The sequence below is a fragment of the Pseudomonas sp. I8001 genome, assembly GCF_013385345.1.
Lineage (GTDB): Bacteria > Pseudomonadota > Gammaproteobacteria > Pseudomonadales > Pseudomonadaceae > Aquipseudomonas.
Window position 1 is genome coordinate 1 of record NZ_JACAQC010000055.1, and the last position, 26,818, is coordinate 26,818.

23 protein-coding genes and 1 pseudogene are annotated in these 26,818 nt (G+C 62.8%); 14 read left to right on the forward strand and 10 right to left on the reverse strand.

What is annotated here, in order from left to right:
* Nucleotides 1–234: 234 nt before the first annotated feature.
* Nucleotides 235–1,095: a Dyp-type peroxidase gene (locus HX839_RS27855; RefSeq protein ID WP_177068021.1), complete on the reverse strand. Its 861-nt coding sequence runs from the start codon at nucleotides 1,093–1,095 to the stop codon at nucleotides 235–237.
* A gap of 159 nt (nucleotides 1,096–1,254) precedes the next feature.
* Here HX839_RS27855 and HX839_RS27860 point away from each other — a divergent pair, with 159 nt between their 5' ends.
* Nucleotides 1,255–2,880 (forward strand): NADP-dependent glyceraldehyde-3-phosphate dehydrogenase, encoded by a 1,626-nt coding sequence (locus HX839_RS27860; protein ID WP_008432465.1) that lies wholly within the window; start codon nucleotides 1,255–1,257, stop codon nucleotides 2,878–2,880.
* Nucleotides 2,881–3,034: 154 nt separating this feature from the next.
* Nucleotides 3,035–4,096: an FUSC family protein gene (locus HX839_RS27865; protein ID WP_177068022.1), complete on the forward strand. Its 1,062-nt coding sequence runs from the start codon at nucleotides 3,035–3,037 to the stop codon at nucleotides 4,094–4,096.
* Here the strand turns inward: HX839_RS27865 and HX839_RS27870 are convergent, their stop codons facing one another.
* Entirely contained in the window at nucleotides 4,097–4,960 is an 864-nt protein-coding gene (locus tag HX839_RS27870) for a LysR family transcriptional regulator (protein WP_177068023.1), read from the reverse strand.
* 105 nt (nucleotides 4,961–5,065) lie between these two features.
* Between HX839_RS27870 and HX839_RS27875 the strand changes: the two genes are divergently transcribed.
* Complete coding sequence (locus HX839_RS27875; protein ID WP_177068024.1) at nucleotides 5,066–5,911, forward strand: alpha/beta fold hydrolase; 846 nt, start codon at nucleotides 5,066–5,068, stop codon at nucleotides 5,909–5,911.
* Between the two features lie 230 nt (nucleotides 5,912–6,141).
* Here the strand turns inward: HX839_RS27875 and HX839_RS27880 are convergent, their stop codons facing one another.
* Nucleotides 6,142–6,894, reverse strand: a complete 753-nt coding sequence (locus HX839_RS27880) for a TetR/AcrR family transcriptional regulator (protein WP_003211721.1) — start codon at nucleotides 6,892–6,894, stop codon at nucleotides 6,142–6,144.
* A gap of 363 nt (nucleotides 6,895–7,257) precedes the next feature.
* Between HX839_RS27880 and HX839_RS27885 the strand changes: the two genes are divergently transcribed.
* The 4 genes from HX839_RS27885 to HX839_RS27900 are packed head-to-tail and all read left to right on the forward strand — an operon-like array spanning nucleotide 7,258 to nucleotide 11,890.
* A complete protein-coding gene (locus HX839_RS27885; RefSeq protein ID WP_023658970.1) occupies nucleotides 7,258–7,965 on the forward strand; it encodes an ABC transporter ATP-binding protein in 708 nt (235 codons plus the stop codon).
* Nucleotides 7,962–9,161, forward strand: a complete 1,200-nt coding sequence (locus HX839_RS27890; protein WP_177068025.1) for an ABC transporter permease — start codon at nucleotides 7,962–7,964, stop codon at nucleotides 9,159–9,161. The genes HX839_RS27885 and HX839_RS27890 overlap by 4 nt, the downstream gene beginning before the upstream one ends.
* Complete coding sequence (locus HX839_RS27895; RefSeq protein ID WP_008432459.1) at nucleotides 9,154–10,635, forward strand: TolC family protein; 1,482 nt, start codon at nucleotides 9,154–9,156, stop codon at nucleotides 10,633–10,635. The genes HX839_RS27890 and HX839_RS27895 overlap by 8 nt, the downstream gene beginning before the upstream one ends.
* A complete protein-coding gene (locus HX839_RS27900) occupies nucleotides 10,625–11,890 on the forward strand; it encodes an efflux RND transporter periplasmic adaptor subunit (protein ID WP_177068026.1) in 1,266 nt (421 codons plus the stop codon). Before HX839_RS27895 ends, HX839_RS27900 begins: the two co-directional genes overlap by 11 nt.
* 103 nt (nucleotides 11,891–11,993) lie before the next feature.
* Here the strand turns inward: HX839_RS27900 and HX839_RS27905 are convergent, their stop codons facing one another.
* The 6 genes and pseudogenes from HX839_RS27905 to HX839_RS27930 all read right to left on the reverse strand — a co-directional run bounded on the left by HX839_RS27905 (nucleotide 11,994) and on the right by HX839_RS27930 (nucleotide 17,894).
* Nucleotides 11,994–13,412 carry an FAD/NAD(P)-binding protein gene (locus HX839_RS27905; protein WP_177068027.1) on the reverse strand — a complete coding sequence of 473 codons (1,419 nt, stop codon included), beginning with the start codon at nucleotides 13,410–13,412 and terminating at the stop codon, nucleotides 11,994–11,996.
* Between the two features lie 92 nt (nucleotides 13,413–13,504).
* Nucleotides 13,505–14,086, reverse strand: a pseudogene (locus tag HX839_RS27910) (AMP-binding protein); the annotation flags it as partial.
* A 124-nt stretch (nucleotides 14,087–14,210) separates the two neighbouring features.
* Nucleotides 14,211–15,626 (reverse strand): LLM class flavin-dependent oxidoreductase, encoded by a 1,416-nt coding sequence (locus tag HX839_RS27915; RefSeq protein ID WP_003211735.1) that lies wholly within the window; start codon nucleotides 15,624–15,626, stop codon nucleotides 14,211–14,213.
* Entirely contained in the window at nucleotides 15,626–15,967 is a 342-nt protein-coding gene (locus tag HX839_RS27920) for a hypothetical protein (RefSeq protein ID WP_003211737.1), read from the reverse strand. The genes HX839_RS27915 and HX839_RS27920 overlap by 1 nt, the downstream gene beginning before the upstream one ends.
* 12 nt (nucleotides 15,968–15,979) lie before the next feature.
* Nucleotides 15,980–17,176: an SfnB family sulfur acquisition oxidoreductase gene (locus tag HX839_RS27925; RefSeq protein ID WP_177045376.1), complete on the reverse strand. Its 1,197-nt coding sequence runs from the start codon at nucleotides 17,174–17,176 to the stop codon at nucleotides 15,980–15,982.
* A gap of 154 nt (nucleotides 17,177–17,330) precedes the next feature.
* Nucleotides 17,331–17,894: a helix-turn-helix domain-containing protein gene (locus tag HX839_RS27930; protein ID WP_003211741.1), complete on the reverse strand. Its 564-nt coding sequence runs from the start codon at nucleotides 17,892–17,894 to the stop codon at nucleotides 17,331–17,333.
* Between the two features lie 92 nt (nucleotides 17,895–17,986).
* On the opposite strand from HX839_RS27930, the gene HX839_RS27935 reads away from it, so the two are divergent.
* Nucleotides 17,987–18,907, forward strand: coding sequence for a DMT family transporter (locus HX839_RS27935; RefSeq protein ID WP_177068028.1), 921 nt, complete (start codon nucleotides 17,987–17,989; stop codon nucleotides 18,905–18,907).
* A gap of 6 nt (nucleotides 18,908–18,913) precedes the next feature.
* On the opposite strand, the gene HX839_RS27940 is transcribed toward HX839_RS27935, so the two are convergent.
* Nucleotides 18,914–20,491 (reverse strand): ABC-F family ATP-binding cassette domain-containing protein, encoded by a 1,578-nt coding sequence (locus HX839_RS27940; protein ID WP_177068029.1) that lies wholly within the window; start codon nucleotides 20,489–20,491, stop codon nucleotides 18,914–18,916.
* Nucleotides 20,492–20,677: 186 nt separating this feature from the next.
* Between HX839_RS27940 and HX839_RS27945 the strand changes: the two genes are divergently transcribed.
* The 6 genes from HX839_RS27945 to HX839_RS27970 are packed head-to-tail and all read left to right on the forward strand — an operon-like array spanning nucleotide 20,678 to nucleotide 26,747.
* Entirely contained in the window at nucleotides 20,678–23,599 is a 2,922-nt protein-coding gene (locus HX839_RS27945; protein WP_003211746.1) for a monovalent cation/H+ antiporter subunit A, read from the forward strand.
* Complete coding sequence (locus HX839_RS27950; protein WP_003192163.1) at nucleotides 23,599–23,943, forward strand: Na+/H+ antiporter subunit C; 345 nt, start codon at nucleotides 23,599–23,601, stop codon at nucleotides 23,941–23,943. Before HX839_RS27945 ends, HX839_RS27950 begins: the two co-directional genes overlap by 1 nt.
* Nucleotides 23,940–25,622 (forward strand): monovalent cation/H+ antiporter subunit D, encoded by a 1,683-nt coding sequence (locus tag HX839_RS27955; RefSeq protein ID WP_177045383.1) that lies wholly within the window; start codon nucleotides 23,940–23,942, stop codon nucleotides 25,620–25,622. The genes HX839_RS27950 and HX839_RS27955 overlap by 4 nt, the downstream gene beginning before the upstream one ends.
* Nucleotides 25,619–26,107: a Na+/H+ antiporter subunit E gene (locus HX839_RS27960; protein WP_003211750.1), complete on the forward strand. Its 489-nt coding sequence runs from the start codon at nucleotides 25,619–25,621 to the stop codon at nucleotides 26,105–26,107. Before HX839_RS27955 ends, HX839_RS27960 begins: the two co-directional genes overlap by 4 nt.
* Nucleotides 26,104–26,382 (forward strand): K+/H+ antiporter subunit F, encoded by a 279-nt coding sequence (locus tag HX839_RS27965; RefSeq protein WP_003211751.1) that lies wholly within the window; start codon nucleotides 26,104–26,106, stop codon nucleotides 26,380–26,382. Before HX839_RS27960 ends, HX839_RS27965 begins: the two co-directional genes overlap by 4 nt.
* Nucleotides 26,379–26,747 (forward strand): Na+/H+ antiporter subunit G, encoded by a 369-nt coding sequence (locus HX839_RS27970; protein WP_003211753.1) that lies wholly within the window; start codon nucleotides 26,379–26,381, stop codon nucleotides 26,745–26,747. Before HX839_RS27965 ends, HX839_RS27970 begins: the two co-directional genes overlap by 4 nt.
* The last annotated feature ends 71 nt before the right edge of the window (nucleotides 26,748–26,818 follow it).

The window sequence follows — 26,818 nt, forward strand, 5'->3', positions numbered from 1 at the left end:
CTTTCAGGCCGCCGTGCTTTTGATTTTGATTTTGATCTGCGAGCCCCGTCAACCACGATGGCCGGAGTGCGGGCATGCCGAGCCTAAGCGAGGCACCGAGTGGTGGGGCAGAGACCTTTTGGTTACTTTTGGCTGGGCCGGCATTCCGGGCGTTTGCCAAAAGTGACCCGCTGTAAGAGCGGAACCATAGGCGGCCGTTACCTAAATAATGGATATGTACCCCGAACAAAAACCTCAGCGCACCAAGCTCAAATCCAACCGCCCATCACGCACCGGCGGACACCAGTAATACCCCCCAGTCAACGGCTTGCTAATGCGATACAACCCATCAACAATCCCATCCTCAAGCCCACTCATCCGCCGCAGTTGGGCTTCAAACGCATCAAACGAATGCCCAAACGCCAGGAACATCAACCCCGCCTGACCATTCTCGGCCCATGGCATCGACCGCCGCACCACAAACGCCTCCGGGGTAAAACTCTCCTGAGCCGTACGCTTGGTGTGCGCCGACTCCGGCGCGTCCTCCAGCTCCTCGTTATCACCATGGCGCCGACCAATAATGTGGTCCCGCTCCAGAGCCGGCAACGCCGCAAACCCATCCAGATCATGCTGCCACTGCTGGATCGCCGCAAAACTCGCACCACCCTGCGCCACCGCTGCCTCCACCGCCGCATCATCATGCGGATTCTCAGTGCCATCCTCATAGTCGGTCAGATCAAACCCGGTCTTGTAGCGAAACCCCTCGGTCATCTGCACCAGACCAAACCCCGGCGCCAGGGCCTTCTCGAACGCCCGGCTGCGCAACAGCAACTCACCGCGATCCACACCGTGCAACCAGACCCACAGCGCCTGCTGGGTCGACGGATTCTCCGCCCCCGGCCCGCTCACATGAGGGAACGCCCGCAACCCGTCAATCCGGGCGCCAAGGGCATTGACCAGCGGCTCACCAAAACCGACCACCGCACTGGCGTCCACCAACTGCACCAGCGCATCCAGTGCGGCAGGCACGGCATCCAGCGACTCAATGGCAAAAAACAGATGGCGTGCCTGCAACGGCACCGGTGCGGCAAGAATGCCCGGCTGGTACTGACTCATGTGAACTCCTTCAAGAAAGCCGCGCAGTTTACCCGGCGAGCTCACGGTTGTGCTCAAGGTTTTCCAAGGTTCGCGGGTTAATGCGTCTAGCCCTTGCCACACGGGGCGTTGATGGGTGAATCTCTAGTCACGTTTTGCAACCACTCCAGGGGTAGCGACATGACCACCGACAACCTGCTCGCCCAGCTGTTTCCCACTGCCGCCGAGATTCCCGAGCAATTCCGGCTCGCGGCGCCCATCGAACAACGTGATTACCTGGTCGGCGGCCAGTTGCATGTGTGGAACGGCCCCTTGGCCGAAGTGCGCAGCCCGGTGCAGTTGCGCGGTGCCGACGGTGACACGCCGGTGATCATCGGCAGCACCCCGCTGCTGGACGCCGACACCGCCTTGACCGCCCTCGACGCTGCCGTGGCCGCCTACGACCGTGGCCAGGGCGCGTGGCCGACCATGCGCGTGGTGGATCGCATCCAGCATGTCGAAGCGTTTTTGCGGCGTATGCGCGAACAGCGTGACGCAGTGGTCAAGCTGCTGATGTGGGAGATTGGCAAGAACCTCAAGGACTCGCAGAAAGAGTTCGACCGCACTTGCGACTACATCACCGACACCATCAACGCCCTCAAGGAACTCGACCGCCGCTCCAGCCGCTTCGAGCTGGAACAGGACACCCTGGGGCAGATCCGCCGGGTGCCGCTGGGCGTGGCACTGTGCATGGGCCCCTACAACTACCCGCTGAACGAGACCTTCACCACGCTGATCCCGGCGCTGATCATGGGCAACACCGTGGTGTTCAAGCCGGCCAAGCTCGGCGTGCTGCTGATTCGCCCGTTGCTGGAGGCGTTCCGCGACAGCTTCCCGGCCGGCGTGATCAACGTGATCTACGGTAGCGGTCGCGAGACGGTCAGCGCGCTGATGGCCAGCGGCAAGATCGATATCTTTGCGTTTATCGGCACCAACAAGGCCGCCAGCGATTTGAAGAAACTGCACCCGAAACCGCACCGGCTACGCGCGGCGTTGGGCCTGGATGCAAAGAATCCCGGGATCGTGCTGCCGCAGGTCGACCTGGACAATGCGGTCAACGAAGCTGTCACCGGTTCGCTCTCGTTCAACGGCCAGCGTTGCACCGCGTTGAAGATCCTGTTTGTGCATGAGGACGTGGTCGACAGCTTTATCGAGAAATTCAACCGCAAGCTGGCGACCCTCAAGCCTGGCATGCCGTGGGAAGACGGTGTGTCGCTGACGCCACTGCCCGAGCAGGGCAAGGTGGATTACCTCGGCGGCCTGGTGACCGACGCACTGGCCCATGGCGCCAAGGTGGTGAACGAGAATGGCGGCGCCAGCCGTGGCTCGTTTTTCTACCCGGCGGTGCTGTACCCGGTGAACCCGCAGATGCGCGTGTACCACGAGGAGCAGTTCGGTCCGGTGGTGCCGATCGTGCCTTACCGCGACCTGGAGACGGTGATCGACTACGTGCTGGAGTCGGACTTCGGCCAGCAACTGAGTATCTTCGGCACCAGCCCGAGGGAAGTCGGGCGCCTGGTGGACGCGTTCGCCAACCAGGTGGGCCGGATCAACATCAATGCCCAGTGCCAGCGCGGGCCGGACAGTTTCCCGTTCAACGGGCGCAAGAACTCGGCCGAGGGCACGCTGTCGGTACATGATGCGTTGCGCGTGTTTTCGATCCGTACCCTGGTGGCGACCAAGTTCCAGGCGAGCAACAAGGAACTGGTCAGTGACATCCTGCAGGAACGCACGTCGAGCTTTCTGACCACTGACTATATTTTCTGAGCCCGACACCGATCTAAAAATGTGGGAGCGGGCTTGCTCGCGAAAGCGGTGGTTCAGTCGCCGGATGTATTGACTGACACGCCGCCTTCGCGAGCAAGCCCGCTCCCACATTGGAACTGAGTGAAGCCTGAACAACGAGGTTACCCTGATACCAATGAATCTCCCTCTCTTCGCCCGCCGCTTGCTGCGTCCGTTGCTGGACCCGTATCGGCGCTACCGTCACGCCAAGTTGATCCACGCGGTGCGGGTTTCCATTGGGTTGCTCGCAACGATCCTGCTCACCACCGGCATCAACCTGCCCCATGGTGAGTGGGCCTCGGTGACGATGCTGATCGTGATCGGCGGTTTGCAGCACCACGGCAATATCGGCAAGAAAGCCGTCGAGCGCGCCTACGGCACGTTGATCGGCGCCAGCGTCGGTTTGCTGCTGGTGCTGCAACAGGCGTATCTGGGGCAACCGCTGTTGACGTATTTGCTGATGTCGGTGGTGTGCGGGTTCTTTTCCTATCACGCCATCGGCAAGGGCGGATACATCGCGTTGCTGTCGGCCATCACCGTATTTATCGTTGCGGGCCATGGCGATAATCCGATATCGGACGGGTTGTGGCGCACGGTCGACATCCTGATCGGCATCGTCCTGGCCCTGGCGTTTTCCTTCGCCCTGCCGCTGTATGCGGTGTATTCCTGGCGCTACAACCTGGCCAGTGCCTTGCGCGATTGCGCGGCGATTTATAGCCGGATCATCAGCGGCCAATCGGTCACCGATGATGAACATCTCAAGCTGCTGAATCGCCTGAACGCCGCGATGCTGCAACTACGCTCGCTGATGCCATCGGTGTCCAAGGAAGTGCGGATTTCCATGACCGAGCTGGACACCCTGCAGCGCCATTTGCGGATGTGCATCAGCACCCTGGAGATCCTCGGCAACACCCGCCCCGACCCACGGGACAAGGAAGCCCTGGCGCGCATGCAGGTGGCGTTGAAAGCCGAGCACCGGCAGATTCGGGTGCAGTTGATCGGGATGGCGCGGGCGTTGCAATCCGGGGCCACCGACCGGCTGGAACGTCCGAGCAACACGCCGACCCACGAACAGACCTTTGAAGTGCCGGTGGTCAACGCGTTGGACGGTTACCGGTTATTGACCCTGCAACTGGCAGCCAATATTGACGCCATGCGCCAGCGCCTGGCCAAGAGCGCCAGCCACTGGAAAATCTGATCAGCCCCGGTGCAGCGCCTGTATCAACAGCTGCTGCAACGCCTGTAACCGGGGCTCGGGGCTGTCCTCGGCAAAGCGCAACACGTTCGCCACTTCGGGCAGCGGCATCCGCTGGTCGAAGGGGCGATACACTTCCACGCGCTTGTCGAGATGGTCACTGCTGAGCAGGCCGATGCCCAACCCGGCGGCGATGGCCGATACCACACCCTCCACCGACCCACATTCCACCACCACCTGCCAGCGAATGCCCAAGGCGCTCAGGCGTTCCTGGGCCAGTTGCCGGTAAAAACAGCCGGGGCCGAAGGTGATCAGCCGCACGCATTCGTCAGGCGCAGGCTGCCAGCCGGGCCGGGCGCACCAGTGCACCTGTTCGGTCCACAGCAATTGGTCCCGCGCTTCGATACGCGGGATGAAATCCTGGTGCAGCGCCAGGTCCAGCTCACGGTCCACCAGGGCCTGGCGAAGCACGTGGCTCTGCTCCACCACAATTCGCACATCCAGTTGGCGGTGTTGCCGGGAAAACTGGCCGAGCAAGTTCGACAACTCGGCCATCGGCACCTGTTCGGTGGCGCCCAGGCGGATGGAACCTTGTAACTGCACCGGATTGAAATGCGCCAGCGCTGCATCGTGGGCCTCGATGATGCGCCGGGCGTGGACGAGCAACTGCGCGCCATCATCACTGGCCACCAGGCGCTGGCCCTCGCGCTGGATCAACGGCCGCTCGAGTTGTTTCTCCAGGCGCTTGATCTTCCAGCTGACCGCCGACTGGCTGAGGTTCAAACGCTCGGCCGCCCGGGTGACACTACCGGTTTCGACCACAGTTTGCAGGGCACGCAGCACATCGATGGGCAGTCGCTGGTTCATGATCAGACCTATGACAAAAACAGGATTAGCAGAGAGTAAGTTGTCATTGGCGTCATGACCAGTCGGGCTTTAGGGTAAAGCCTTAATCAACCGCGAGGACCTGTCATGACTGCCCTGCTTAACGAAACCGCACTGATCAACGGTTGGCGCATCGCCACTGGCCGCCATGGCGAGGGGCTGCCGGTGCTGTTGCTGCACGGCACACCCGCCCATTCCATCATCTGGCGCAGGGTGGTGCCGCGTCTGACTGCCGCCGGCATGCAGGTCCATTTGTTTGACCTGTTGGGTTTCGGCGCTTCGGAGCGTCCACTCCAGGGGGATACTTCGGTGGCAGTGCAAAGCCGCTTGATCGGCGATTTGCTGGACCACTGGGGGCTCGAGCGTGTGCACCTGGTGGGCCATGACATCGGCGGCGTCAACGCGCTGCTGTTTGCCCTTGACCACCCGCAGCGGGTCCACTCATTGACGGTCGCCGACGCCCCCAGCTATGACTCGTGGCCATCGCCCACTTGGCGCGGGATTCATCAGCGGTTTGCCGAACATGCACGCATGGCACCGGATGAACACCGCGCGTTGATGATCCGACAACTGGCCATGGCGGTGTTCGACAAGAGCGTGATGCAGGGCGCGCTGCTGGAGGAATACCTGGCGCCGATCAGTGGCGTGATCGGTCAGCCAGCGTTCTACCAGCATCAGGTGGCGCATTACGACTCGCGGTATACCGCCGATTTTGCGCAGCGCCTGCCGGGCATGGATTTGCCGGTGCAGATTTTATGGGGCGCTGAAGATGAATGGCAGCCGCTGGCTTATGCACATCGCCTGCGAAACGACATTCGTGGGGCCGTGCTGCAGGTGGTGGAAAACGCCGGGCACTTTCTGATGGAGGATACGCCGGAACGGGTGAGTGAGTACCTTGTAGACTTTATCGGCCAGGTTCACAGTAAACGCTGACTGCCATTTGTCGGGATTACACAAGCCAATAGACTTCACACTTTCTCTTACATATTTTTCACGTTTTATTCACATCCAGAGACGTAGGGTAAAGCCTCATCCGTTACAAACGTTGTAGTTAAAAACCCGCCGCCCCAGCGGGTTTTTTTTGCCCGGGATTTGAGTGGGCACACGGCTTCTGGAGAGAGGAGTCGAAGCAAACCGGCTCATTGCGAGCCGGTCTTGATGGGTCAACGAGCCACCTTGTTGACAGGCGACGCCGCTTGCTCACGTATCGCGCGCTGGGTATCGAGCACCCGCGCCAGGGCCGTTTCGGCTTCAGGACTTTGCTGCGGCACACGAATCGCCGCCGACACCAGGGTAATCAGCTTGGCCATGACCTCGGCATCCGTGGCCGGGCGTCCCAGGCTCATGGAGTTCATCAGCAAACGCAGCTCGGTACCGGCCATCACCCCGGAGATCGCCTTGAGGGCAAATTGCAGGCGCACCCCCAGTTCGTTGCGCGGCAAGTCCGGAAGCGCCAGTGCGAAGGCTTCGAAGAAGCGCTGGAACACCGGCTGGTAATGCACCTTGAGGTATTCCTGGATAAACGGCGACGTGTCGCTGTACACCCGCCCCAGGAACCGGATGAATGAACGCCCTTCCCCGCTGGCCGGGTCGCTGCGTTCCAGGCCCATGGCCGGGGCGAACAGCACCCCGAGCAAGGTGTCGCAATCCAGCGGGCCGTCGGATTCGGCTTCGCACCGGGCGAGCAACTCCAGGCGCTGCTCGTTGAGCGGCTCCAGGCGCTGCATCAGCAGGGTTTTCATCAGGGAGTCCTTGTCCCCGAAGTGGTAATTCACCGCAGCGAGATTGACCTGGGCCCTCTCGGTTATCTGCCGCAACAAAACAGCGTCATAGCCGTATTTGATGAAAAGAGCCTCTGTCGCATCCAGCAATCGGGTCTTGGTAACGTTTGGAGCGCTGAGTTTCTTCGCGACCATAGGGATTGGGGTTCCACTGCGGAAATATTGTTTTAAAAATTAATTTGATTTTTTATACCGGGGCCGCTGCCTGAAAGCAAGTAGTGACACAGCGCCATACTATTCAAAGCCAACAGCAACGGGCTCATTGAGGGTAGCTGATGGATTTTTTCAGCGCCGGAAACGTCCCTTTGAAGAATCGTTTCAAAGGGTAAAACCGCTCTATATCCATGGCTGGCGGAACGGCTGGATCGCGGTTAGTATTCAAACAATATTTTAAAAACAAGAAATAAAACCAGTCCGTGACGTGTACCAGGCAGCTCCTGAACTTGTTACAAGGATTTTCGGGGGAAGCACGGCGCTGTCGAGGCTGCAGGCGTAGTCATGATGACAGATACCCCCGCGCACCCAGGCTTTATCTCCTTGCAAGGCATCGGCAAAAGCTATCAGCTGGCCGGTCAACACCTGTCGATTCTCAATGATGTATGCCTGGCCATCGAAACCGGTGACAGCTGCGGCATCCTCGGCGCCTCCGGCTCCGGCAAAAGTACCCTGCTCAATATTCTCGGCCTGCTGGATTTGCCCGACTGCGGCCAGTACCGCTTTGCCGGCCATGACATCTTCAGCGCCAGCCCCGATCAACTGGCGGCGATCCGCAATCAGCAGATCGGTTTCGTCTTCCAGAGTTTCAACCTGCTGCCACGCCTCAGTGCCCTGGACAACGTCGCCCTGCCCCTGAGCTACCGCGGCGTGTCACGCCACGACTCGGTGGAACAGGCCCTGCGCATGCTCGACCAGGTGGGCCTGGCCGAGCGCGCCCACCATCGCCCGGCCGACCTTTCCGGCGGCCAGCGCCAACGGGTCGCCATCGCCCGGGCATTGGTCGGCAACCCGTCGGTGATCCTCGCCGACGAACCCACCGGCAACCTCGACAGCACCACCGCCCAGGAGATCATGGACCTGTTGCTGGCGCTCAACCGCGAGCAGCAGGTGACGCTGATCATCGTCACCCACGACCCGCACATTGCCGAACGCCTGAATCGCAAGATCCTGGTGCGCAATGGTGTGGTGCAAGAGGCCGGGCGCCTATGAGCCTGCGGGTCGAACAAAGCCTGAGCCAATTGCTGCACGAGGCGTTTGTCAGCCTGCGCACATTGGGCAAGCGCTCGATCCTGGCCTTGCTGGGCATCGTCATCGGCAGTTCCTCGGTGGTGGCGCTGATCAATATCGGGCACAACGCCGCCGAAGACGCGGCGATGATTTTCAAGGACATGGGCACCGACACCCTGGTAGCGCAATTCCCGCCCAGGGGTGCCAGCACTGCGCAAATGCCCGCCAGCCTGGACCTGGAAGCCGTGCGCCGCAGCGTTCCCGGCATTGCCCATATCGGTGCGGTCTCGCTGTTCAGCGGGCCAGTGGTGTTCCATGGCCGTACCTGGAACGCAAGCCTCGTCGGCAGTACGCCAGACCTCAAGGATGCCATGCGCCTGTCGGTGCGCGACGGGCGCTTCCTGTCGAGTTTCGATGCTGGGGAAACCTATGCGGTCGTCGGTGACCAGGTCGTCCAGGCCTTGAGCGTGCCCGGCGACCCGCTGCAACTGGGCGACCGGGTACGTATCAACGATTACCTGTTCCTGATCGTGGGCATTCTGCACAGCCAGCCCCGGGCAATGCTGATTCCCGTACAGGCCAACGAATCGCTGTTCGTCCCCGCCCCAGGCATGCGCCGGATCTACGCCAGCCCGCAAATCGGCAACGTGATCATCCGTGCCACCCCCGGCCAGGATATGGAACGCCTCGCCCAGGACTCAGCCGTGGCACTGCGAGCCCAGCTCACCGACCACGATGTCGACATTCAGGTGCCCCAGCAAATGATCGATGGCATGACCCGCCAAAGCCGGACCTTCGCCTACCTGCTGCTGGCCCTGGGCGCGATCTCCCTGGTGGGCGGCGGCGTCGGCGTGATGAACGTGATGCTGATGAACGTCTCGGAGCGGCGCCGGGAAATCGGGATTCGCATGGCCCTCGGGGCGCGCCAGCGCGACATTCGCAACCTGTTCCTGCTGGAAGCCGTGACCCTGACCGCCGTGGGTGCGGTATGCGGCGCGGTACTGGGCATGACCGCCGCGTACCTGTATGCCAGGCTGTCCGGCTGGCAGTTTTCCCTGGCGATGGCCGCGCTGCCGCTCGGGGTCGGCAGCACGTTGCTGGTAGGGCTGTTTTTCGGGATCTATCCGGCGGTGTCGGCCTCGCGGCTGCAGCCGGTGGAGGCCCTGCGCGATGAATAAACGCCTGCTGTTGTTGACCGCCTTGGTAAGCCTGCACAGCGTGGCCGCCGACGTGGTGATTCGCCCCTCCGCGCCCAGTACCACCCGCAGTGGCTATGAACGCAGCGTGTCGCTGAATGCCCAGTCCACCACCCTGACCCTGGGGGATGCGGTGTACCTGGGCCTGCGCAACAACCCGGCGATTCGCAGCGCGTACCTGCAACGGGTGGCGCAGAAATTCGACCTGCGGGTGGCTGAAGACACGTTCAACCCCAAGCTGACCCTGAACAGCTACTACCGCACGACTAAAGGCACTGAAGACAGCTCCCGCAACGCTAACCTCGCGCCTAATGCCACCTTGCTCGGTGAGTACGGCACGCGCCTGAGCATGAACTGGACCCAACAACTGAACAACGCCGATCGCGCCGGACGCTACCGCAGCGACGGCCTCGACCTGTCGCTGATCCAACCGCTGATGCGCGGTGCCGGCTGGGACGCCACCACCGCCCCGCTGCGCCTGTCACGCCTGTCGGAACAGGCCAACCGCCTGAACCTCAAGGCCAACGTGGCGCAAACCATCAGCAACATCATCGCCACCTACCGCGAGTTGCTGCGGGCCCAGGAACAACTGAGCATCGTGCAGGACGCCCTCAAGCGCTCCGGCACTTTGCTTGAAGTGAACAAGGCGCTGATCAGCGCCGGGCGCATGGCCGAGTTCGAGATTGTGCAGACCGAAGCCGATATCGCCACCCAGCAACTGGGGGTGGAAGAAGCCCAGAACCAACTGGACACCAGCCGCCTGGCCCTGCTGCGCCTGCTGGCCCTCGACCTGTCGACACCGATCCGCGCCACCGAGGCCCTTGAAGCCAGGCCCATGGACATCGATAAACGCCAGGCTTTCGTGCTGGCGCAGAACCAGCAGCCGGAATACCTCGCCACCCTGCTCGGCAGCCAGCAGGCCGACCTCAACCTGGTGATCGCCAAGGACTCCGGCCGCTGGCAAGTGGACCTGGTGGCCGGTGCCAACCAGATTCGGGCCGCCACCAATGACGATAACGGCTACAACAGCAATCGGCGCTGGGACAGCTACGCGGGCGTGCAGGTGCAGATTCCCATCGGCGACATCAGCACTCGCCAGGCCGAGGTGCACGCGCGGGTCGATGTGGAAAACCAGGAGATCATCATCGCCGACGCCCGCCAGCAACTGGAGCGCGACGTCAATGATGTGGTGCGCGACCTGGGCACTCGCTGGCGCCAGTATGAAATTTCCCAGCGGGCGGTAGAGTTGTCCAAGCGCAAGATCGAAATCGAACGGGAAAAACTCAGCGCCGGGCGCTCCACGAACTTCCAGGTATTGAGTTTCGAAACCGACCTGCGCAACGCCGAGAACTCGCGGCTCAATGCGCTGATTGCCTATTTGAACGCCCAGACTCAGCTCGACTTGACCTTGGGCATGACGCTGGAAAGTTGGGAAATCGCCCTCAATGACTACTAATAAGAAGCGCCTGTTGGGCGCCGTGTTGATTGTGCTGGTGGCTGGCGTCGGCATTTCGCTGCTCAGCCGTCAAAGCCCGGCCGCCAACCAGCCCGGCAACGCCGAGCAGTGGCTGGCGGTGAAGGTCGACCCGCTGGTGCATCAGATCGGCCTGGTGGGCAAGATCGAGCCTGACACCACCATCACCCTCACCGCGCCGTTCGACGGTAATGTGCAGGCCAACCTGGTGGAACAGGGCCAGCGGGTCGAGGCCGGGCAGGTGCTGCTGCGCATGGACCCGGCCACCCTCGAAGTGCAACTGCGCGACGCCCTCTCCGCCCAGCTCAAGGCCCGGCGCACGGTGCAGGAAATGCAGGACTGGGACAGCGGCCAGCAAGTCGGGCGCGCCCGCCGCACCCTGCGCACTGCCGAAATGACCGCCAGCAACACCCAGCGCAAACTCACCGAAAGCGAAAACCTGTTCAAGCGCGGCATCATCCCGCGCAACGAACTCGACGACCTGAAACAGCAGGCCACCCAGCAACAACTCGACCTGACGGCCGCCCGCGCTGAGCTGCAACAGACCGTTGAACAAGGCAAGGGCGAATACCGGCAGATCGCCGATATGGAGCTGACCAACGCCACGGTGAAATATGAAGCCCTGCGCACCCTGCTCGATGGCAAGGAGGTCAAGGCACCGTTCTCCGGCATTGTGGTGCCGGCGCCGGGCAGTAATTCATCGACCCAGGGCGGCGGGGGCAATAACGCGCCGGTGCAGGCCGGGAGCAAGGTCAGCCAGGGCCAGGTGCTGTTTGGACTGGCGAATATCGAGAAACTGAAAATCGTCGCCAAGGTGTCGGAGCTGGACATCAACCAGTTGCACCAAGGGCAGGCGGTGGAGGTGATGGGCGACGGGTTTGATGGGGAACGGCTGACGGGATCGGTCAGCGTGGTCAGTGGCTTGGCGATTGCCAGCGACAGCCAGGGCAGCGCGCAGTTTCCGGTAACCCTGTCGATTCCCAAGCTGACCCCACAACAGTTGCAACGGGTAAGGTTGGGGATGAGTGCGCGGTTGACCATTGTGACCTACAACAATGACCAGGCGATTGTCGTACCGGCCCAGGCGATCAGTCGCGGGGATGGGGTGATGACGGTGGAATATCGGGCAGCGATGGATAAACCGGTGGAGCGGGTGACGGTGACCACCGGGCAGTCGACGGCCCAGGGGGTTGAAGTGTTTGGGTTGAAGCCTGGGTTTGTGAAGGTCGGTCCATGAACCCGACCTGTAGGAGCTGGCTTGCCCGAGATAGCAATCTCTCAGTTGATAAAGATGCAGCGGACCCACCGCTATCGCAGGCAAGCCAGCTCCCACATTAGATTTAGAGGTGTGCCAACCTCGCGGCCAGCGCCTTGGCCTGAATCGCGACATCCGTCACTGCGGTACTTTCCCACCACATCCCGCGCAACGGCGGGCCCATGGCAAACAGCCGCCGGCTGACATTCCCGTGGGCATCCAGCACCGCCCCCGACACATCCGCCGCAATCCCCAACGCCAACGGCCCGGGCTGAATCAGCCCGCGCTTGAGCAACTGCCTGGGCAACGGCCGGGCCACGCGCCGCCAGTCATATTCAATCCCGCTGGAGTTGATCAGCGCTGCCCCCGACACCTGCACCACATCCTGCTCTCCACGATGACGCAGGCGGATCGTCACCTCACCTTGCGAAGGCACCAGCCCCTTGTACGAAGCCGCCCGGATCCGCAGCCGCCCTGCCCCATGCAACCGCGCCACCAACTCGGCACTCAACGGCGGCGAACGGTGGTGGTGGCTTTCCCACCAGGGCCGCACATGCCGCACGAACTGACGTTTCTCGCCCTCGCTGGCCTGGCTCCACAACCGCCCGATGTTGGCACGCACGGTGTCCAGCGGCGCTTGCCAGTCAATCCCCTGCTCCAGCGCGAGCCGGCATTGGCGCCGCACCTCCCGCAGCAATTGCCGGGGGCTGCGCAGGCTGTGGTCTTCTCCCAGGAAGTCGACCCAGGCCGGCGGCTGCCGACGGACATGGGGCAACAGGCCGTGGCGCGAAAAAATCTCGATGGGCCCGCGATGGCCGGCCTGTTCCAGGGACACCACGGCGTCCACCATGGTCAGCCCGGAACCGATGATCAGCACGGTGGATTGCGGGTCCAGTTGGGTCATGGCCGATACATCCCACGGGTCGACGGCAGCGGCATTCAAGCCGCTGGATTCGGTCTGTGGCGTGCGTGCCGCCGGGAACATGCCGGTGGCCAATACCGCACAGGCACCGCGCAGTTGCTGGCCGTCGCTCAAGGTCAGCCGTGTGGCGTGTTCATCCACCTCAAGGTCTGTCACCTCGGCGCGAATGTGCTCGACGGTCGACGCGGAAATCGCCTTGGCCTCGGCCAGCCGCTGCTGCGCGTACAGGCCAAAAATCCCGCGGGGCGGAAACAGTTCGCTGATGGGCACGTGCTGCTGGTCCGACTCGGGCCAGCCGCCGCCGGCGATGTAGGCGGTCAGCCACTGGGTCAGGTCATCGGCGTTGTCCGGGTCGACGCTCATGCGCGCGGCGTTGCCGTTCAAGGTGTGCCCAAGCTCTACCGCACTGTAGGCCTCGCCGCGCCCCAGTTCCTGGCGCGGCTCGATCACCAGGATCTGCCGCGTGCCCGGCAGGCGCAGCAACTGCACCGCCAGCATCGTCCCGCTCAGGCCGCCGCCGACAATCAGCACATCGGCGTTGCGAATGGCGCTCGTCGCCTGTCCGCGTTCGGTTTCACTCATGAAATTGCGCCCTTACTGTCTGCCTGAATGGTTGTGGTAAAAATCGCCCCGTGCAGTATCCAGCACATCGACCCGGGACGCCTAGTTCAGCCCGACTGCGGGAAGCCCAGGCTCTGGCCGCTAATCAGCCATTGCTCCAGCACCGTCGCCAGGCCGCCTTGCCAGTGGGTGCTTTCCCCGCTCCACAATTCGGTCTTGCCCGAAGGCTGCCACCAGCGACAGAGCCGTTGTGAGGTGTCCACAGGGTCGATCCGTCGCACCATCGCCAACGTCTGGAGCCCAGGGACATACGCGTGGGTAGGCCGGATGCGCCACACTTGTTGCTGCAGGGCAGCGGGCTCGAGGTCATCCGCCAGGGTCAGGATCTGGCCACCGATCACCTGGGCGGCCAGGGCCAGCAGCAATAGGCCGGGTTCGAAGGCACCGCTGAGGGCCAGCCGCGACTGCTCGGTAAAGCCCTGCTGACGCAAGCCATCAGCCAGGCGCTCGACATCCCGCAACGCATCGATCCAGCGCCAGGCATACCACTGGCCGTCACGTTTGTGGCGCAGGGCGCTGTGCAACGGGGTCACTTGTGCCCAATGGCGCAACTGCGCCAACGCCTCGGGCAACACCGTAACCCGTTCGGCGGGCCATTCCACATCCAGCGCAAGTTCAAGTTCATGCACGCTCATAGGGTGATGCTCCTATTGGTGAAACAAGCATGCGGTGGTCCGCTGGCCGGATTTATGTGGGCGGCGGTGGGACGGCTCGACTCGCTCGCGAAAACGGTGCGTCAGGCAACATCAATGCTGAATGTCAGTCCGCATTCGCGAGCAAGCCCGCTCCCACATTTGTTTTATGTACACCCGACAAATCACGATAGCTGGCCCCCGGATGGTTGTCCGCCAACCGCGCGCCGTCCCCAAACAATTTCTCCCGCAGGGTGCCCTGGGCATATTCGGTCTTGTACACGCCGCGCTTCTGCAACTCGGGCACCAGCAACTCGACCGCGTCGATAAAAGTCTCGTGGGTCAGTGCATAGGCCAGGTTGAAGCCGTCCACATCGGTCTCTTCAACCCATTCCTGCAACAGATCGGCCACGGTTTCCGGGCCGCCGACGAACAACGGGCCGAAGCCGCCGATGCCGACCCAGTCTGCCAGTTCATTCGGGGTCCAGACCTTGTTCGGGTCGGCAGTGGAGAAGGCTTCCACCGCCGATTGAATGGCGTTGGTATGCACATGCTTGAGGGGTTCATCGGGCTTGAACTGGCTGAAGTCGATGCCGGTCCAGCCGGAGATCAGGGCCATCGCGCCTTCGTAGCTGACGTAGGATTTGTATTCGTCGAATTTGGCCTTGGCCTTGGCATCGGTCTCGCCAACGATCACCGTCTGCAGGTTGAAGATCAGGATTTTCTTCGGATCACGGCCTGCCTCAGCCGCACGCCGACGGATGTCAGCGACGGTTTTCTTCAGCAGCACTTTCGACGGCGCGGCGACGAACACGCATTCGGCCTGTTCGGCGGCGAACTGTTTGCCACGGCTCGACGCCCCGGCCTGGTACAGCACCGGCGTGCGTTGTGGCGACGGTTCGCACAGGTGAATGCCGGGCACCTGGAAGTGTTTGCCGACGTGGCGGATCTCGTGGATCTTGCTCGGGTCGCTGAAGATCCGCCGTTCGCGGTCGCGTAACACCGCGCCCTCTTCCCAGCTGCCTTCCCAGAGTTTGTAGCAAACCTCCAGGTATTCCTCGGCGTAGTCGTAGCGCGCATCGTGTTCGGTCTGGGCTTTCTGGCCGAGGTTCTTCGCGCCGCTTTCCAGGTACGAGGTGACGATGTTCCAGCCGACGCGGCCCTTGGTCAGGTGGTCGAGGGTGGAAAGGCGCCGGGCGAACGGGTACGGGTGTTCGAAGGACAGTGAAGCGGTGAGGCCAAAACCCAGGTGTTCGGTGACCAGCGCCATGGGTGCGATCAGCGACAGCGGGTCGTTGACCGGCACCTGGGTCGCCTGGCGAATCGCTGCGTCACCGTTGCCGTTATAGACGTCGTAGATGCCCAGCACGTCGGCGATGAACAGGCCGTCGAACTTGCCGCGCTCGAGAATTTTTGCCAGGTCGGTCCAGTATTCCAAGTCCTTGTACTGCCATGAGCGGTCACGCGGGTGGGCCCACAGGCCCGGCGACTGGTGGCCGACACAGTTCATGTCGAAGGCATTCAAACGGATTTCACGAGGCATTAAACGTTACTCCGGGGGGCGACACCGTTGAGGTGGTAGTTGCCGACAATCTGGTATTTCCAGCGCAGGGGATCATCAAGGGTCGGCGGCAGCGCAGTACGCTGGCCGGTGAGTTCGAATTCGGCGTTGCTGACAGCGATGAGGGCCTCGGCAGCCGCTATCTGGGCTTCTGTGAGGGCCACCGGGCCTGGGTGGGTTTCGGCACGTTCAAACAAAGCAGCCGCTACCTCCACGCGAATCTGCAAATCGCCAAAGCGGCTGATCACGTAGGGATCATCACTTTTCTCGACAAAGCGCCGGGTGCTTTCCAGCAGTTGGCGCGCCTGATTCAGTGCGGTCATGGATGCAGCTCCTCAGTTCCAGGCATGGCGTGCGGGCTTGACGCCGTTGAGCACGAAGTTGCCGATCAGGTGGTATTTCCAGCGGGCCGGGTCGTGCAGGGTGTGGGTACGCGCGTTGCGCCAGAAGCGGTCGAGGTTGTGCTTGCCGGACACCGAGCGGGTGCCGGCCAGTTCGAAGAGTTTGCTGCTGGCGAGCAAGGCGGTTTCCGCCGACAGCACTTTGGCCTGGGCGACGACCAACGAGGCATTGGCCACCGTGTCTTCGTTGGGGTTGGCCAGGGCCTGGTCGACGGCAATGCCGGCCTTGGCGAGGATCGCTTCGGTGCCGTGGACCCGCCATTCCAGGTCGCCGATGGCGGCGATGGTGAACGGGTCTTGCCAGCCGTGATCCTGCTGGCTGTCGATCCAGGGCCGGGCCTGGCGTGCATGAATCTTGGCTTGTTCCAGGGCCCCGAGGGCGATGCCGGTGTCGACGGCCGCCTGGATGATCTGCGAAATCGGGCCGTTGGCGGTGGGTTGGTCGAAGGCCTGGTGCGCGGGGATCACCGCACTCAGCGGCACCTTCACACCGTCGAGGGTCACGCCGCCGCTGGCGGTGGTGCGCTGGCCGAAGCCGTCCCAGCTGTCGATCACTTGCAGGCCCGGCGCGTCCCGTTCGACAAAGGCGATGAACGCCTGGTCTTTTTCGTTGACGCCCACCGTCGGCACGATATGGGCGAACAGTGCGCCGGTGCAGTAGAACTTCTCGCCGTTGATGTACGCACTGTCGCCGTCGAAGCGCACTTGTGTGTCAAACGTGCCGGCGTTCTTGCTCTTGGCTTCGGAGAAGGCATTGCCGAACCGATAGCCCTGCAGGACCTTGGCGAAGTAGTGCTGCTTTTGCTCCTCGCTGGCGGTTTGCAGGAGGATGTCGACGACGCCCAGGTGGTTCTGCGGAATCTGCCCCAGGGACGGGTCGGCGGCGGAGATCAGCTTGATCACCTCGGCCACCGTCACATAGGACACTCCCGCGCCGCCGTAGGCCTTGGGAATGGTGATGCCCCACAGGCCGCTGGCGGAAAATTCATCCAGCTCGGCCACCGGCAGGCGTCGCTCGCGGTCGCGCACGCCGGCGTCCACGGCAAAACGCTTGGCCAACTCGGTGGCAACCGCAATGGCCTCGGCGTCCGAACGGATGATGTGGGCAGGTTGTAGGGGTTGGGCTGACATGGGCCGACTCCAGGCTCCAGAGAGATACTGGGGTGATTGCAGGAGTCGTGCCCGAATGCGATGCGCAATGAAATCAGCAGGTTGCCGGTATATCAGGGAAGTCGTTGGCAGTTCAAAACAGCAAAGTGTCCAACCACTGTTGCGCTGCCAACAGTTAAATCACCACGTTGCGCACAAACCGCACTGCCACGTCGCCGTCATTGCGATAGGCGTGAAGGTAGCGGCTGGCGAACATCAGGAACTCACCGGTGGCGACGTTTTTTTCCTCATCCCCCAGCACCAGCGTCAGCGTGCCTTCGAACACAAACAACTGCACGCTCCAACCCTCGGGGTCCGGTTCAGGCATGTAGCGATCGCCGGGCTCCAGGCGCATCTCCCATAGTTCCACCTCGCGACGCGCGGTGGCCTTGGCCAGCAGCACGGCTTTGCTGCCGGGGATGTCACCGGCCCAGGCCAGTTCGTTGATACGGCTGTGATCAGCGGCATCCGGGGCCTGGATCAAGTCGCTGAAGGCCACGTCCAGGGCTTCGGCCACCCGGTCGAGGGTCGACAGGCTGACGTTTTTCTCCCCCGCCTCGATTGCCACCAGCATGCGCCGGCTGACGCCGGATTTTTCGGACAGCGCCGTCTGGCTCAACTCAGCCGCATGGCGCAGGCGCCGAACGTTCTGGCTGACGTGTTGCAGGACCGAGGCCCGTTGCGGATTTTCTTTGTGCACTATATTGCTCACAGGGTGGGGTTGCGCAGTATACTGCCCAGCTTGCGGCGCATTGTGCGGTCCGCGCCCTTCCTGTGCAAGACCGAGCCGCCATGACCACCTCCCCGTTGTTTTCCCGTTTCAGCAAAGCCGAATGTGTATTGGTGGTGATCACCATGTTTTGGGGCGGCACCTTTTTGCTGGTGCAGCACGCCATGGCGGTCAGCGGCCCGATGTTTTTCGTCGGCCTGCGTTTTGCTGCGGCGGCGTTCATCGTCGGGGCGTTCTCATTCCGCAGCCTGCGGAACCTGACGCTGTTTGAATTGAAGGCCGGCTGCTTTATCGGTGTGGCGATCATGTTCGGCTACGGTTTGCAGACCATTGGCTTGCAGACGATCCTGAGCAGCCAATCGGCATTTATTACTGCGCTGTATGTGCCATTCGTGCCGCTGCTGCAATGGCTGGTACTGGGACGGCGGCCGGGGTTGATGCCGAGCATCGGCATCATGCTCGCGTTTACCGGGCTGATGCTGCTGACCGGCCCGGCCGGGGCATCATTGAATTTCAGCCCCGGTGAAATCGCCACGTTGATCGGTGCGGTAGCAATTGCCGCCGAGATCATCCTGATCAGCGCCTTTGCCGGGCAGGTGGATGTACGCCGGGTAACGGTGGTGCAACTGGCCACGGCGTCGGTGCTGTCGTTCCTGATGGTGGTGCCGATGGGCGAGGCGCTGCCAGGGTTTTCCTGGTTGCTGCTGTTCAGCGCGGTGGGCCTGGGGCTGACCAGCGCGGTGATTCAGGTGGCGATGAACTGGGCGCAGAAAAGCGTCTCGCCGACTCGCGCCACGCTGATTTATGCCGGGGAGCCGGTGTGGGCCGGCGTAGTCGGGCGGATTGCCGGGGAGCGCTTCCCGCCGATTGCCATGGTGGGCGCGGCGTTGATCGTGGCGGCGGTGATTGTCAGTGAGATGAAAACCCGCCGTCAGCGGCTCGCCGAGCCCCAGGCCAAACTGGAACATGAAAACCAGGGTTGAACGGCCTCAGAGGCGCAACTCACCGTCCAGGTTGATGGCCTGCAGGAACGCCTCGTCATGGGACACCACGATCAGCGCGCCCTGGTACTGATTGAGCATTTGCTCCAGGGCAATCCGGCTGGGCAAGTCCAGATGGTTGTCGGGTTCGTCCAGCAACAACAATTGCGGCGGATGCTCGGCGTAGAGCTGTGCGGCCAGGGCAATTTTCAGACGCTCGCCGCCGCTCAGTTGGCGCGTATCGAGGACCGCCCGGTCGGCATCGATGCCCATTTGCGCCAGCCGGGTACGCGCTTCGCTTTCCGCCAGTAGCGGATTACTTTCGTAAAGCCATTGCACCGCCGTGCGCTCGGGGTGCTCCAGCCCGGCGTGTTGGTCCAGCCAGCCGATATGGCAACTGCGCGCCAACTCACCGGCAGCCACCGGCAACTGGCCGGCAATCACCCGCAACAGGGTCGACTTACCACTGCCATTGGCCCCCACGATTGCCATGCGCATCGGGCCGGTCAGGGTCAGATTGATCGGTGCCGGGCTGCCAAACGGCAGCACCACCTCGTTGAGTTGCAACACCAGCTTGCCCTGGGGCACCACGCTTTCCGGCGACAGCATCATGCGCTGGATCTCCGGCGCACACCGCGCACGCGCCTCGGCGATCCGCTGCTGTTGCTGCTCACGCGCCAGCTGCTGGTTAAGGCGCAACTTGCCCTGGCTGTTTTCACTGCGCTCTTTCTGGGCGTTGGTGATCAGTTTGGTCTGGTTGCCATCCCGGGCCTGGCGGTCGCCCCGGGCATTGCGGCGCTGCTGACGCTCCATCTGGATAACCGCTTCACGCTGCTCACGTTTGGCGTGCGCGCGCTCCCCCTGCAACGCCGACTGGAACGCCTGCTGCTCCTGCTCTCGTGTCGCCGCATAGTGGCTGTAATTACCGCCGTACACCGCCAAGCCCTTGGGCGACAGTTCGACAATCTCATCCATGTGCTCCAGCAGCCCGCGATCATGGCTGATCAGCACCAGGCCGCCGGACCAGCGATCAATCTGCTGGGCAAGCTTGTGCTGCTGATCGATGTCCAGGTGGTTGCTGGGCTCATCGAGGATCAACCAGTCTGCCCTCGACAACCAGGCGCCCAGCAAAGCGACGCGCTGGCGTTCGCCGCCACTGAGGGCCGCGGTTGGCGAGTCGGCAGTCAAGTGCCCCAGGCCGATTTGCTCCAGGGCCGCCGCCAGTCGAGGCGCGCAATCCCATTGATCAACAGCCAGTGCATGGTCGTGTTCGTCCACGCTGCCCTCGGCGATGCGCGCCAACGCTGCCAGCACTTGGTCGACACCCGCCAGCGCCGCCACGCTGGGATAGTGTTCGGGCTCCAGCAGTTGCGTCACCGCGTACACACTGCCCTCACGGCGCACATGCCCGCGGGTGGGCTGCAGGGTGCCTGCGAGCATTGCGCCCAACAAGGACTTGCCAGTCCCGTTGGCCCCCACGAGGCCGGTCGCCCGGGCGCTGAAGGCATGGTTCAGGTTGTCGAACAGGCTGCGTCCATCCGGCAGGCTGCAGGCGACATGGTCAAGGTGGAGCAATCGCTGGGTCATCACACGTCCTTATGCAACAGGCTGAAAAAAACCTCTGAACAGCATACCTGCCCTGGATACGGGCATTGAAACAATGCCAAACAGCCTTTTTCAGCCTACCTTGTAGGATCCTGCCACATCTTGCCGTTTGGTGATCAAGATTCCGGCACGTATGATGCATCCCAAACTCCCGCAGATTAGAAGCCTATGTCCCTGATAGTTCTACTGCTTCTGCCTTTTATCGGCAGCTGTCTGGCGGCCTTGCTGCCGCACAACGCACGCAACACAGAGTCCCTGCTGGCCGGCCTTGTGGCCCTGGTCGGGACGGTTCAAGTCGCCCTGCTCTACCCCCAGATCGCCCATGGTGGCGTGATACGTGAAGAATTCATGTGGTTGCCCAGCCTCGGGCTGAACTTCGTATTGCGCATGGACGGTTTTGCCTGGTTGTTCTCGATGCTGGTGCTGGGCATCGGGACCCTGGTGTCGCTGTACGCCCGGTATTACATGTCGCCGGAAGACCCGGTGCCGCGCTTCTTCGCGTTTTTCCTGGCCTTCATGGGTGCGATGCTCGGCCTGGTGATCTCCGGCAACCTGATCCAGATCGTGTTTTTCTGGGAGCTCACCAGCCTGTTCTCGTTCCTGCTGATCGGCTACTGGCACCACCGCGCCGATGCCCGGCGTGGAGCCTATATGGCGCTGATGGTCACCGGCGCGGGCGGCTTGTGCCTGCTGGCGGGGGTGATGCTGCTCGGGCATATCGTCGGCAGCTACGACCTGGACCAGGTCCTGGCTGCCGGTGATCAGATCCGTGCCCATTCGCTGTACCCGATCATGCTTGCCCTGGTGCTGATCGGCGCCCTGAGCAAAAGCGCGCAATTCCCCTTCCACTTCTGGCTGCCCCACGCCATGGCTGCACCGACGCCGGTGTCGGCCTACCTGCACTCGGCAACGATGGTGAAGGCCGGCGTGTTCCTGCTGGCCCGCCTGTGGCCGTCGCTGTCCGGCAGCGAAGAGTGGTTCTGGATTGTCGGCGGTGCCGGTGCCATTACCCTGCTGCTCGGCGCTTATTGCGCCATGTTCCAGAACGATCTCAAGGGCCTGCTGGCCTACTCCACCATCAGCCACCTCGGGCTGATCACCTTGCTGCTGGGCCTCAACAGCCCGCTGGCCGCTGTCGCCGCCGTATTCCATATCCTTAACCACGCCACTTTCAAGGCGTCGCTGTTCATGGCGGCGGGGATCATCGACCACGAAAGCGGCACCCGTGACATCCGCAAGCTCAGCGGCCTGTTCAAGCTGATTCCGTTTACCGCCACCCTGGCGATGGTCGCCAGTGCGTCCATGGCCGGCGTGCCGCTGCTCAACGGCTTCCTGTCCAAGGAAATGTTCTTCGCCGAGACCGTGTTCATCTCCGCCACCGCCTGGGTGGAAATCGCCCTGCCGGTCATCGCCACCATCGCCGGTACCTTCAGCGTGGCCTATGCCCTGCGCTTTACCGTGGATGTGTTCTTCGGCCCCAAGGCCACCAACCTGCCCCACACCCCGCACGAGCCGCCACGCTGGATGCGTGCGCCGGTGGAGTTGCTGGTGTTTACCTGCCTGCTGGTGGGGATTTTCCCGGCCCAGGTGGTCGGTTCGATCCTCGCCGCAGCGGCCCTGCCGGTGGTCGGCGGCGAACTGCCGGAATACAGCCTCGCCATCTGGCACGGCTGGAACGCGCCGATGATCATGAGCCTGGTGGCCATGTCCGGCGGCGTGGTGCTCTATCTGCTGCTGCGCAAGCAACTCAAGTTGGGCCGCTTCAAATACCCGCCGATCATCAGCTACTTCAATGGCAAGCGCGGCTTCGAGCGCTGCCTGGTGGTGATGATGCGCGGGGTGCGCAAGATCGAAAAACGCATCAGCACCAAGCGCCTGCAAACCCAGCTGTTCCTGCTGGTGCTGGCGGCGGTGATCGCCGGGTTGATCCCGATGCTCTACAGCGGCATCAGTTGGGGCGACCGGCCGAAGATCCCGGGCTCCATCGTGTTCGTCACCCTGTGGCTGCTGGCAATCGCCTGCGCCCTGGGCGCCGCCTGGCAAGCCAAGTACCACCGGCTGGCAGCCCTGACCATGGTCAGCGTGTGCGGGATGGTGACCTGCGTGACCTTCGTCTGGTTCTCGGCGCCAGACCTGGCGCTGACGCAACTGGTGGTGGAAGTGGTCACCACCGTGCTGATCCTGCTGGGCCTGCGATGGCTGCCACGGCGGATCGAAGAAGTTTCCCCACTGCCCAGCTCGCTGCGCAAGGCACGCATCCGCCGCCTGCGGGACTTCCTCCTGTCCACCGTGGTCGGTGGCGGCATGGCGCTGCTCTCCTACGCGATGCTGACCCGCCAGACGCCCAACGACATCTCCTCCTTCTACCTCAGCCGTGCCCTGCCAGAAGGCGGTGGCAGCAATGTGGTGAACGTGATGCTGGTGGACTTCCGGGGCTTCGACACTCTCGGTGAAATCACCGTGCTCGGCGCCGTGGCGCTGACCGTCTACGCCCTGCTGCGCCGCTTCCGCCCGTCGAAGGAAAGCATGGAACTGCCCGCGCAACAGCGCCAACTGGCACCCGACGTGGCCACCGACCTGATCAACCCGCGCCAGGCCAGCGACACCGCCCTGGGCTTCATGATGGTGCCGGCGGTGCTGGTGCGCCTGCTGCTGCCGATTGCGCTGGTTGTCTCGTTCTACCTGTTCATGCGTGGGCACAACCAACCGGGCGGCGGGTTTGTCGCCGGCCTGGTGATGTCCGTCGCGTTCATCCTGCAATACATGGTCGCCGGTACCCAGTGGGTCGAGGCGCAGATGAGCCTGCGGCCGATGCGCTGGATGGGTTTTGGCTTGTTGTCGGCAACCCTGACCGGGCTGGGCGCACTGCTCGCCGGCTACCCGTTCCTCACCACGCACACCTGGCACTTTAGCCTGCCGGTGCTGGGGGACATCCACGTCGCCAGCGCGCTGTTCTTCGACGTCGGTGTGTACGCCATGGTGGTCGGCTCGACCTTGCTGATGCTCACCGCCCTCGGCCACCAATCGGTGCGCGCCCATAAACCCAGTAACCAGGCGAAAGCCGTTGCCAGCCCAGGAGGAGCCGCCTGATGGAAGAAGTCATCGCAATTGCCATTGGGGTCCTGGCGGCCTCCGGCGTCTGGCTGATCCTGCGGCCACGGACGTTCCAGGTGGTGATGGGCCTGTGCCTGCTCTCCTACGGGGTCAACCTGTTCATCTTCAGCATGGGCAGCCTGTTCATCGGCAAGGAGCCGATCATCAAGGATGGCGTGCCGCAAGACTTGCTCAACTACACCGATCCGCTGCCCCAGGCCCTGGTGCTGACGGCAATCGTGATCAGCTTCGCCATGACCGCACTGTTCCTGGTGGTGCTGCTGGCATCCCGGGGCCTGACCGGCACTGACCATGTGGACGGCCGGGAGCCCAAGGAATGACCTGGATGAATCAACTGATCATCGCGCCGATCCTGCTGCCGTTGCTGACCGCCGCGCTGATGCTGATGCTCGGCGAGAAGCACCGCCCGCTCAAGGCGCGGATCAACCTGTTCTCCAGCATGGTGGGCCTGGGCATCGCCGTGCTGTTGCTGTACTGGACCCAGAAAGGCGGCCCCGGCTCCATCGGTGTGTACCTGCCGGGCAACTGGCAGGTGCCGTTCGGCATCGTGCTGGTGGTGGACCAACTCTCGGCGATGATGCTGGTGCTCACCGGGATCATTGGCGTCAGCGCCCTGCTGTTCGCCATGGCCCGTTGGGATCGGGCCGGCACCAGTTTCCATGCGCTGTTCCAGATTCAGTTGATGGGCCTGTATGGCGCCTTTCTGACCGCCGACCTGTTCAACCTGTTCGTGTTTTTCGAAGTGCTGCTGGCGGCGTCCTACGGCCTGATGCTCCACGGTTCCGGCCGGGCGCGGGTGTCGGCGGGGCTGCATTACATCTCGATCAACCTGCTGGCCTCGACCTTGTTCCTGATTGGCGCGGCGCTGATCTATGGCGTCACCGGTACCCTGAACTTTGCCGACCTGGCACTGAAAATCCCCCTGGTGCCGGAAGCCGATCGCGGCCTGCTGCATGCCGGTGCGGGCATCCTCGCCGTCGCCTTCCTGGCCAAGGCCGGGATGTGGCCGCTGAACTTCTGGCTGGCGCCTGCCTACTCCTCGGCCAGTGCGCCAGTGGCGGCAATGTTTGCGATCATGACCAAGGTCGGCGTGTACACCGTGCTGCGCCTGTGGAACCTGCTGTTCTCCGGCCAGGCGGGTGCCTCGGCGCTGTTCGGTGGCGACTGGCTGATCTACGGCGGCATGGCAACCATCGTCTGCGCGGCGCTGGCGATGATTGCGGCGCAACGTCTGGAACGCATGGCCAGCCTGAGCATCCTGGTGTCCGCCGGGATCCTGCTGTCGGCGGTGGGGTTTGCCCAGCCAAGCCTGACCGCCGGGGCGCTGTTTTATCTGGTCAGCTCCACCCTGGCGCTGAGTGCGCTGTTCCTGCTGGCCGAATTGATCGAGCGTTCGCGCTCGGCCAACGACATGCCCCTGGACGACGAAATCGAAGCCCTGCCCAAGGCCATGGAATCCCTGCATCCACCGCCCGGCACCAACCTCGACGATGAACAGAAAGCCGTGGTCGGCCAGGTGATTCCCTGGACGGTGGCGTTCCTCGGCCTGAGTTTTATCGCCTGCGCCCTGCTGATCATCGGCATGCCGCCGCTGTCCGGGTTTATCGGCAAGCTCAGCCTGCTCAGCGCCTTGATCAACCCGTTGGGCCTGGGCAATGCCATCGACGAACCGGTGCGTCCGGCCGCCTGGGGCCTGGTGGCACTGCTGATCTTCTCCGGCCTGGCTTCGCTGATCGCCTTCGCCCGCCTCGGCATCCAGCGCTTCTGGACCCCGGAAGAACGTCCATCGCCGCTGCTGCGCCGCTTCGAATGCGTGCCGATTTTCTTCCTGCTGGGCCTGAGCATCGCCCTGACCTTCAAGGCCGAGCCGCTGATGCGCTATACCCAGGCGGCCGCCGAGAGCCTGAACAACCCGGAACACTATGTGATGGCGGTCATGGCGACGCGTCCGGTGCCGAGCCCTGAAGCCAAGGCCGCCGCCCTGGAGGTGCAGCCATGAAGCGCCTGTTCCCTGCCCCGTGGCTGTCATTGGCATTGTGGTTGTTGTGGCTGGTGCTGAACCTGTCCGTCAGCCCCGGCAACCTGCTGCTGGGGGCGATCCTCGGCTTTGCGGCACCGCTGATGATGGCGCCGTTGCGCCCGCTGCCGATCCGCATCCGCCGCCCGGGGGTGATCATCCGTTTGTTCTTCCTGGTGGGGCGTGACGTGATCATCTCCAACCTCGCCGTGGCCTGGGGCATCCTGACCTGCGGCTCTCGCCCACCGCGTTCGCGCTTTATCAAGATCCCCCTGGACCTGCGGGATGCCAACGGCCTGGCCGTGCTGGCGATGATCACCAGCGTGACGCCGGGCACCGTATGGTCGGAACTGGCCCTGGACCGCAGCGTCCTGCTGATCCACGTGTTCGACCTGGATGACGAAGCGCAGTTTATCGAGCACTTCAAACACGCCTACGAACGGCCCCTGATGGAGATCTTCGAATGAGCGCCCTGCTCTCCAATGCGATCCTGTTCAGCCTGTTCCTGTTCTCCCTGGCCATGGTACTGACCCTGGTGCGCCTGTTCAAAGGCCCGTCGGCCCAAGACCGGGTGCTGGCGCTGGATTACCTGTACATCCTGGCCATGCTGATGATGCTGGTGCTGGGTATTCGGTATGCCAGTGACACGTATTTTGAAGCGGCGCTGTTGATTGCGCTGTTTGGCTTTGTGGGGTCGTTTGCCCTGGCGAAATTCCTGCTGCGTGGGGAGGTGATCGAATGATCAATGTCGATGTGTTGCCGCTGTGGGTTGAAGTGATCGTCGCGGTATTGTTGGTGCTTAGCAGCCTGTTTGCGCTGATTGGGGCGATTGGGTTGTTGCGGATGAAAGACTTCTTCCAGCGCATGCACCCGCCGGCGTTGGCCTCGACCTTGGGCGCCTGGTGTGTGGCGCTGGCCTCGATCATCTACTTTTCGGTGCTCAAGTCCGGGCCGGTGTTGCACGGTTGGTTGATCCCGATCCTGCTGTCGATCACGGTGCCGGTGACCACGTTATTGCTGGCACGCACTGCGCTGTTCCGCAAGCGCATGGCTGGGGATGATGTGCCGGCTGAAGTCAGTAGCCGTCGCACTGACAGCGGCAGCTGATCCCGGCAGGCGCCGCAGTGGTGAAATTCGTTCTCCAATAGAATCCATAAAATAGAACCTCAATCGCTAAT

Excerpts from the sequence above, each read along its gene's own strand:
- HX839_RS27880 (WP_003211721.1), bottom strand. The coding sequence starts at position 6,894 with ATGGTCGCGAAGAAACTCAGCGCTCCAAACGTTACCAAGACCCGATTG.
- HX839_RS27920 (WP_003211737.1), bottom strand. The coding sequence starts at position 15,967 with ATGACCGCACTGAATCAGGCGCGCCAACTGCTGGAAAGCACCCGGCGC.
- HX839_RS27855 (WP_177068021.1), bottom strand. The coding sequence starts at position 1,095 with ATGAGTCAGTACCAGCCGGGCATTCTTGCCGCACCGGTGCCGTTGCAG.
- HX839_RS27915 (WP_003211735.1), bottom strand. The coding sequence starts at position 15,626 with ATGCCTCGTGAAATCCGTTTGAATGCCTTCGACATGAACTGTGTCGGC.
- HX839_RS27885 (WP_023658970.1), top strand. The coding sequence starts at position 7,258 with ATGATGACAGATACCCCCGCGCACCCAGGCTTTATCTCCTTGCAAGGC.
- HX839_RS27955 (WP_177045383.1), top strand. The coding sequence starts at position 23,940 with ATGACCTGGATGAATCAACTGATCATCGCGCCGATCCTGCTGCCGTTG.
- HX839_RS27925 (WP_177045376.1), bottom strand. The coding sequence starts at position 17,176 with ATGTCAGCCCAACCCCTACAACCTGCCCACATCATCCGTTCGGACGCC.
- HX839_RS27960 (WP_003211750.1), top strand. The coding sequence starts at position 25,619 with ATGAAGCGCCTGTTCCCTGCCCCGTGGCTGTCATTGGCATTGTGGTTG.
- HX839_RS27940 (WP_177068029.1), bottom strand. The coding sequence starts at position 20,491 with ATGACCCAGCGATTGCTCCACCTTGACCATGTCGCCTGCAGCCTGCCG.
- HX839_RS27865 (WP_177068022.1), top strand. The coding sequence starts at position 3,035 with ATGAATCTCCCTCTCTTCGCCCGCCGCTTGCTGCGTCCGTTGCTGGAC.
- HX839_RS27905 (WP_177068027.1), bottom strand. The coding sequence starts at position 13,412 with ATGAGTGAAACCGAACGCGGACAGGCGACGAGCGCCATTCGCAACGCC.
- HX839_RS27950 (WP_003192163.1), top strand. The coding sequence starts at position 23,599 with ATGGAAGAAGTCATCGCAATTGCCATTGGGGTCCTGGCGGCCTCCGGC.
- HX839_RS27860 (WP_008432465.1), top strand. The coding sequence starts at position 1,255 with ATGACCACCGACAACCTGCTCGCCCAGCTGTTTCCCACTGCCGCCGAG.
- HX839_RS27965 (WP_003211751.1), top strand. The coding sequence starts at position 26,104 with ATGAGCGCCCTGCTCTCCAATGCGATCCTGTTCAGCCTGTTCCTGTTC.
- HX839_RS27895 (WP_008432459.1), top strand. The coding sequence starts at position 9,154 with ATGAATAAACGCCTGCTGTTGTTGACCGCCTTGGTAAGCCTGCACAGC.
- HX839_RS27945 (WP_003211746.1), top strand. The coding sequence starts at position 20,678 with ATGTCCCTGATAGTTCTACTGCTTCTGCCTTTTATCGGCAGCTGTCTG.
- HX839_RS27875 (WP_177068024.1), top strand. The coding sequence starts at position 5,066 with ATGACTGCCCTGCTTAACGAAACCGCACTGATCAACGGTTGGCGCATC.
- HX839_RS27900 (WP_177068026.1), top strand. The coding sequence starts at position 10,625 with ATGACTACTAATAAGAAGCGCCTGTTGGGCGCCGTGTTGATTGTGCTG.
- HX839_RS27890 (WP_177068025.1), top strand. The coding sequence starts at position 7,962 with ATGAGCCTGCGGGTCGAACAAAGCCTGAGCCAATTGCTGCACGAGGCG.
- HX839_RS27935 (WP_177068028.1), top strand. The coding sequence starts at position 17,987 with ATGACCACCTCCCCGTTGTTTTCCCGTTTCAGCAAAGCCGAATGTGTA.
- HX839_RS27970 (WP_003211753.1), top strand. The coding sequence starts at position 26,379 with ATGATCAATGTCGATGTGTTGCCGCTGTGGGTTGAAGTGATCGTCGCG.
- HX839_RS27870 (WP_177068023.1), bottom strand. The coding sequence starts at position 4,960 with ATGAACCAGCGACTGCCCATCGATGTGCTGCGTGCCCTGCAAACTGTG.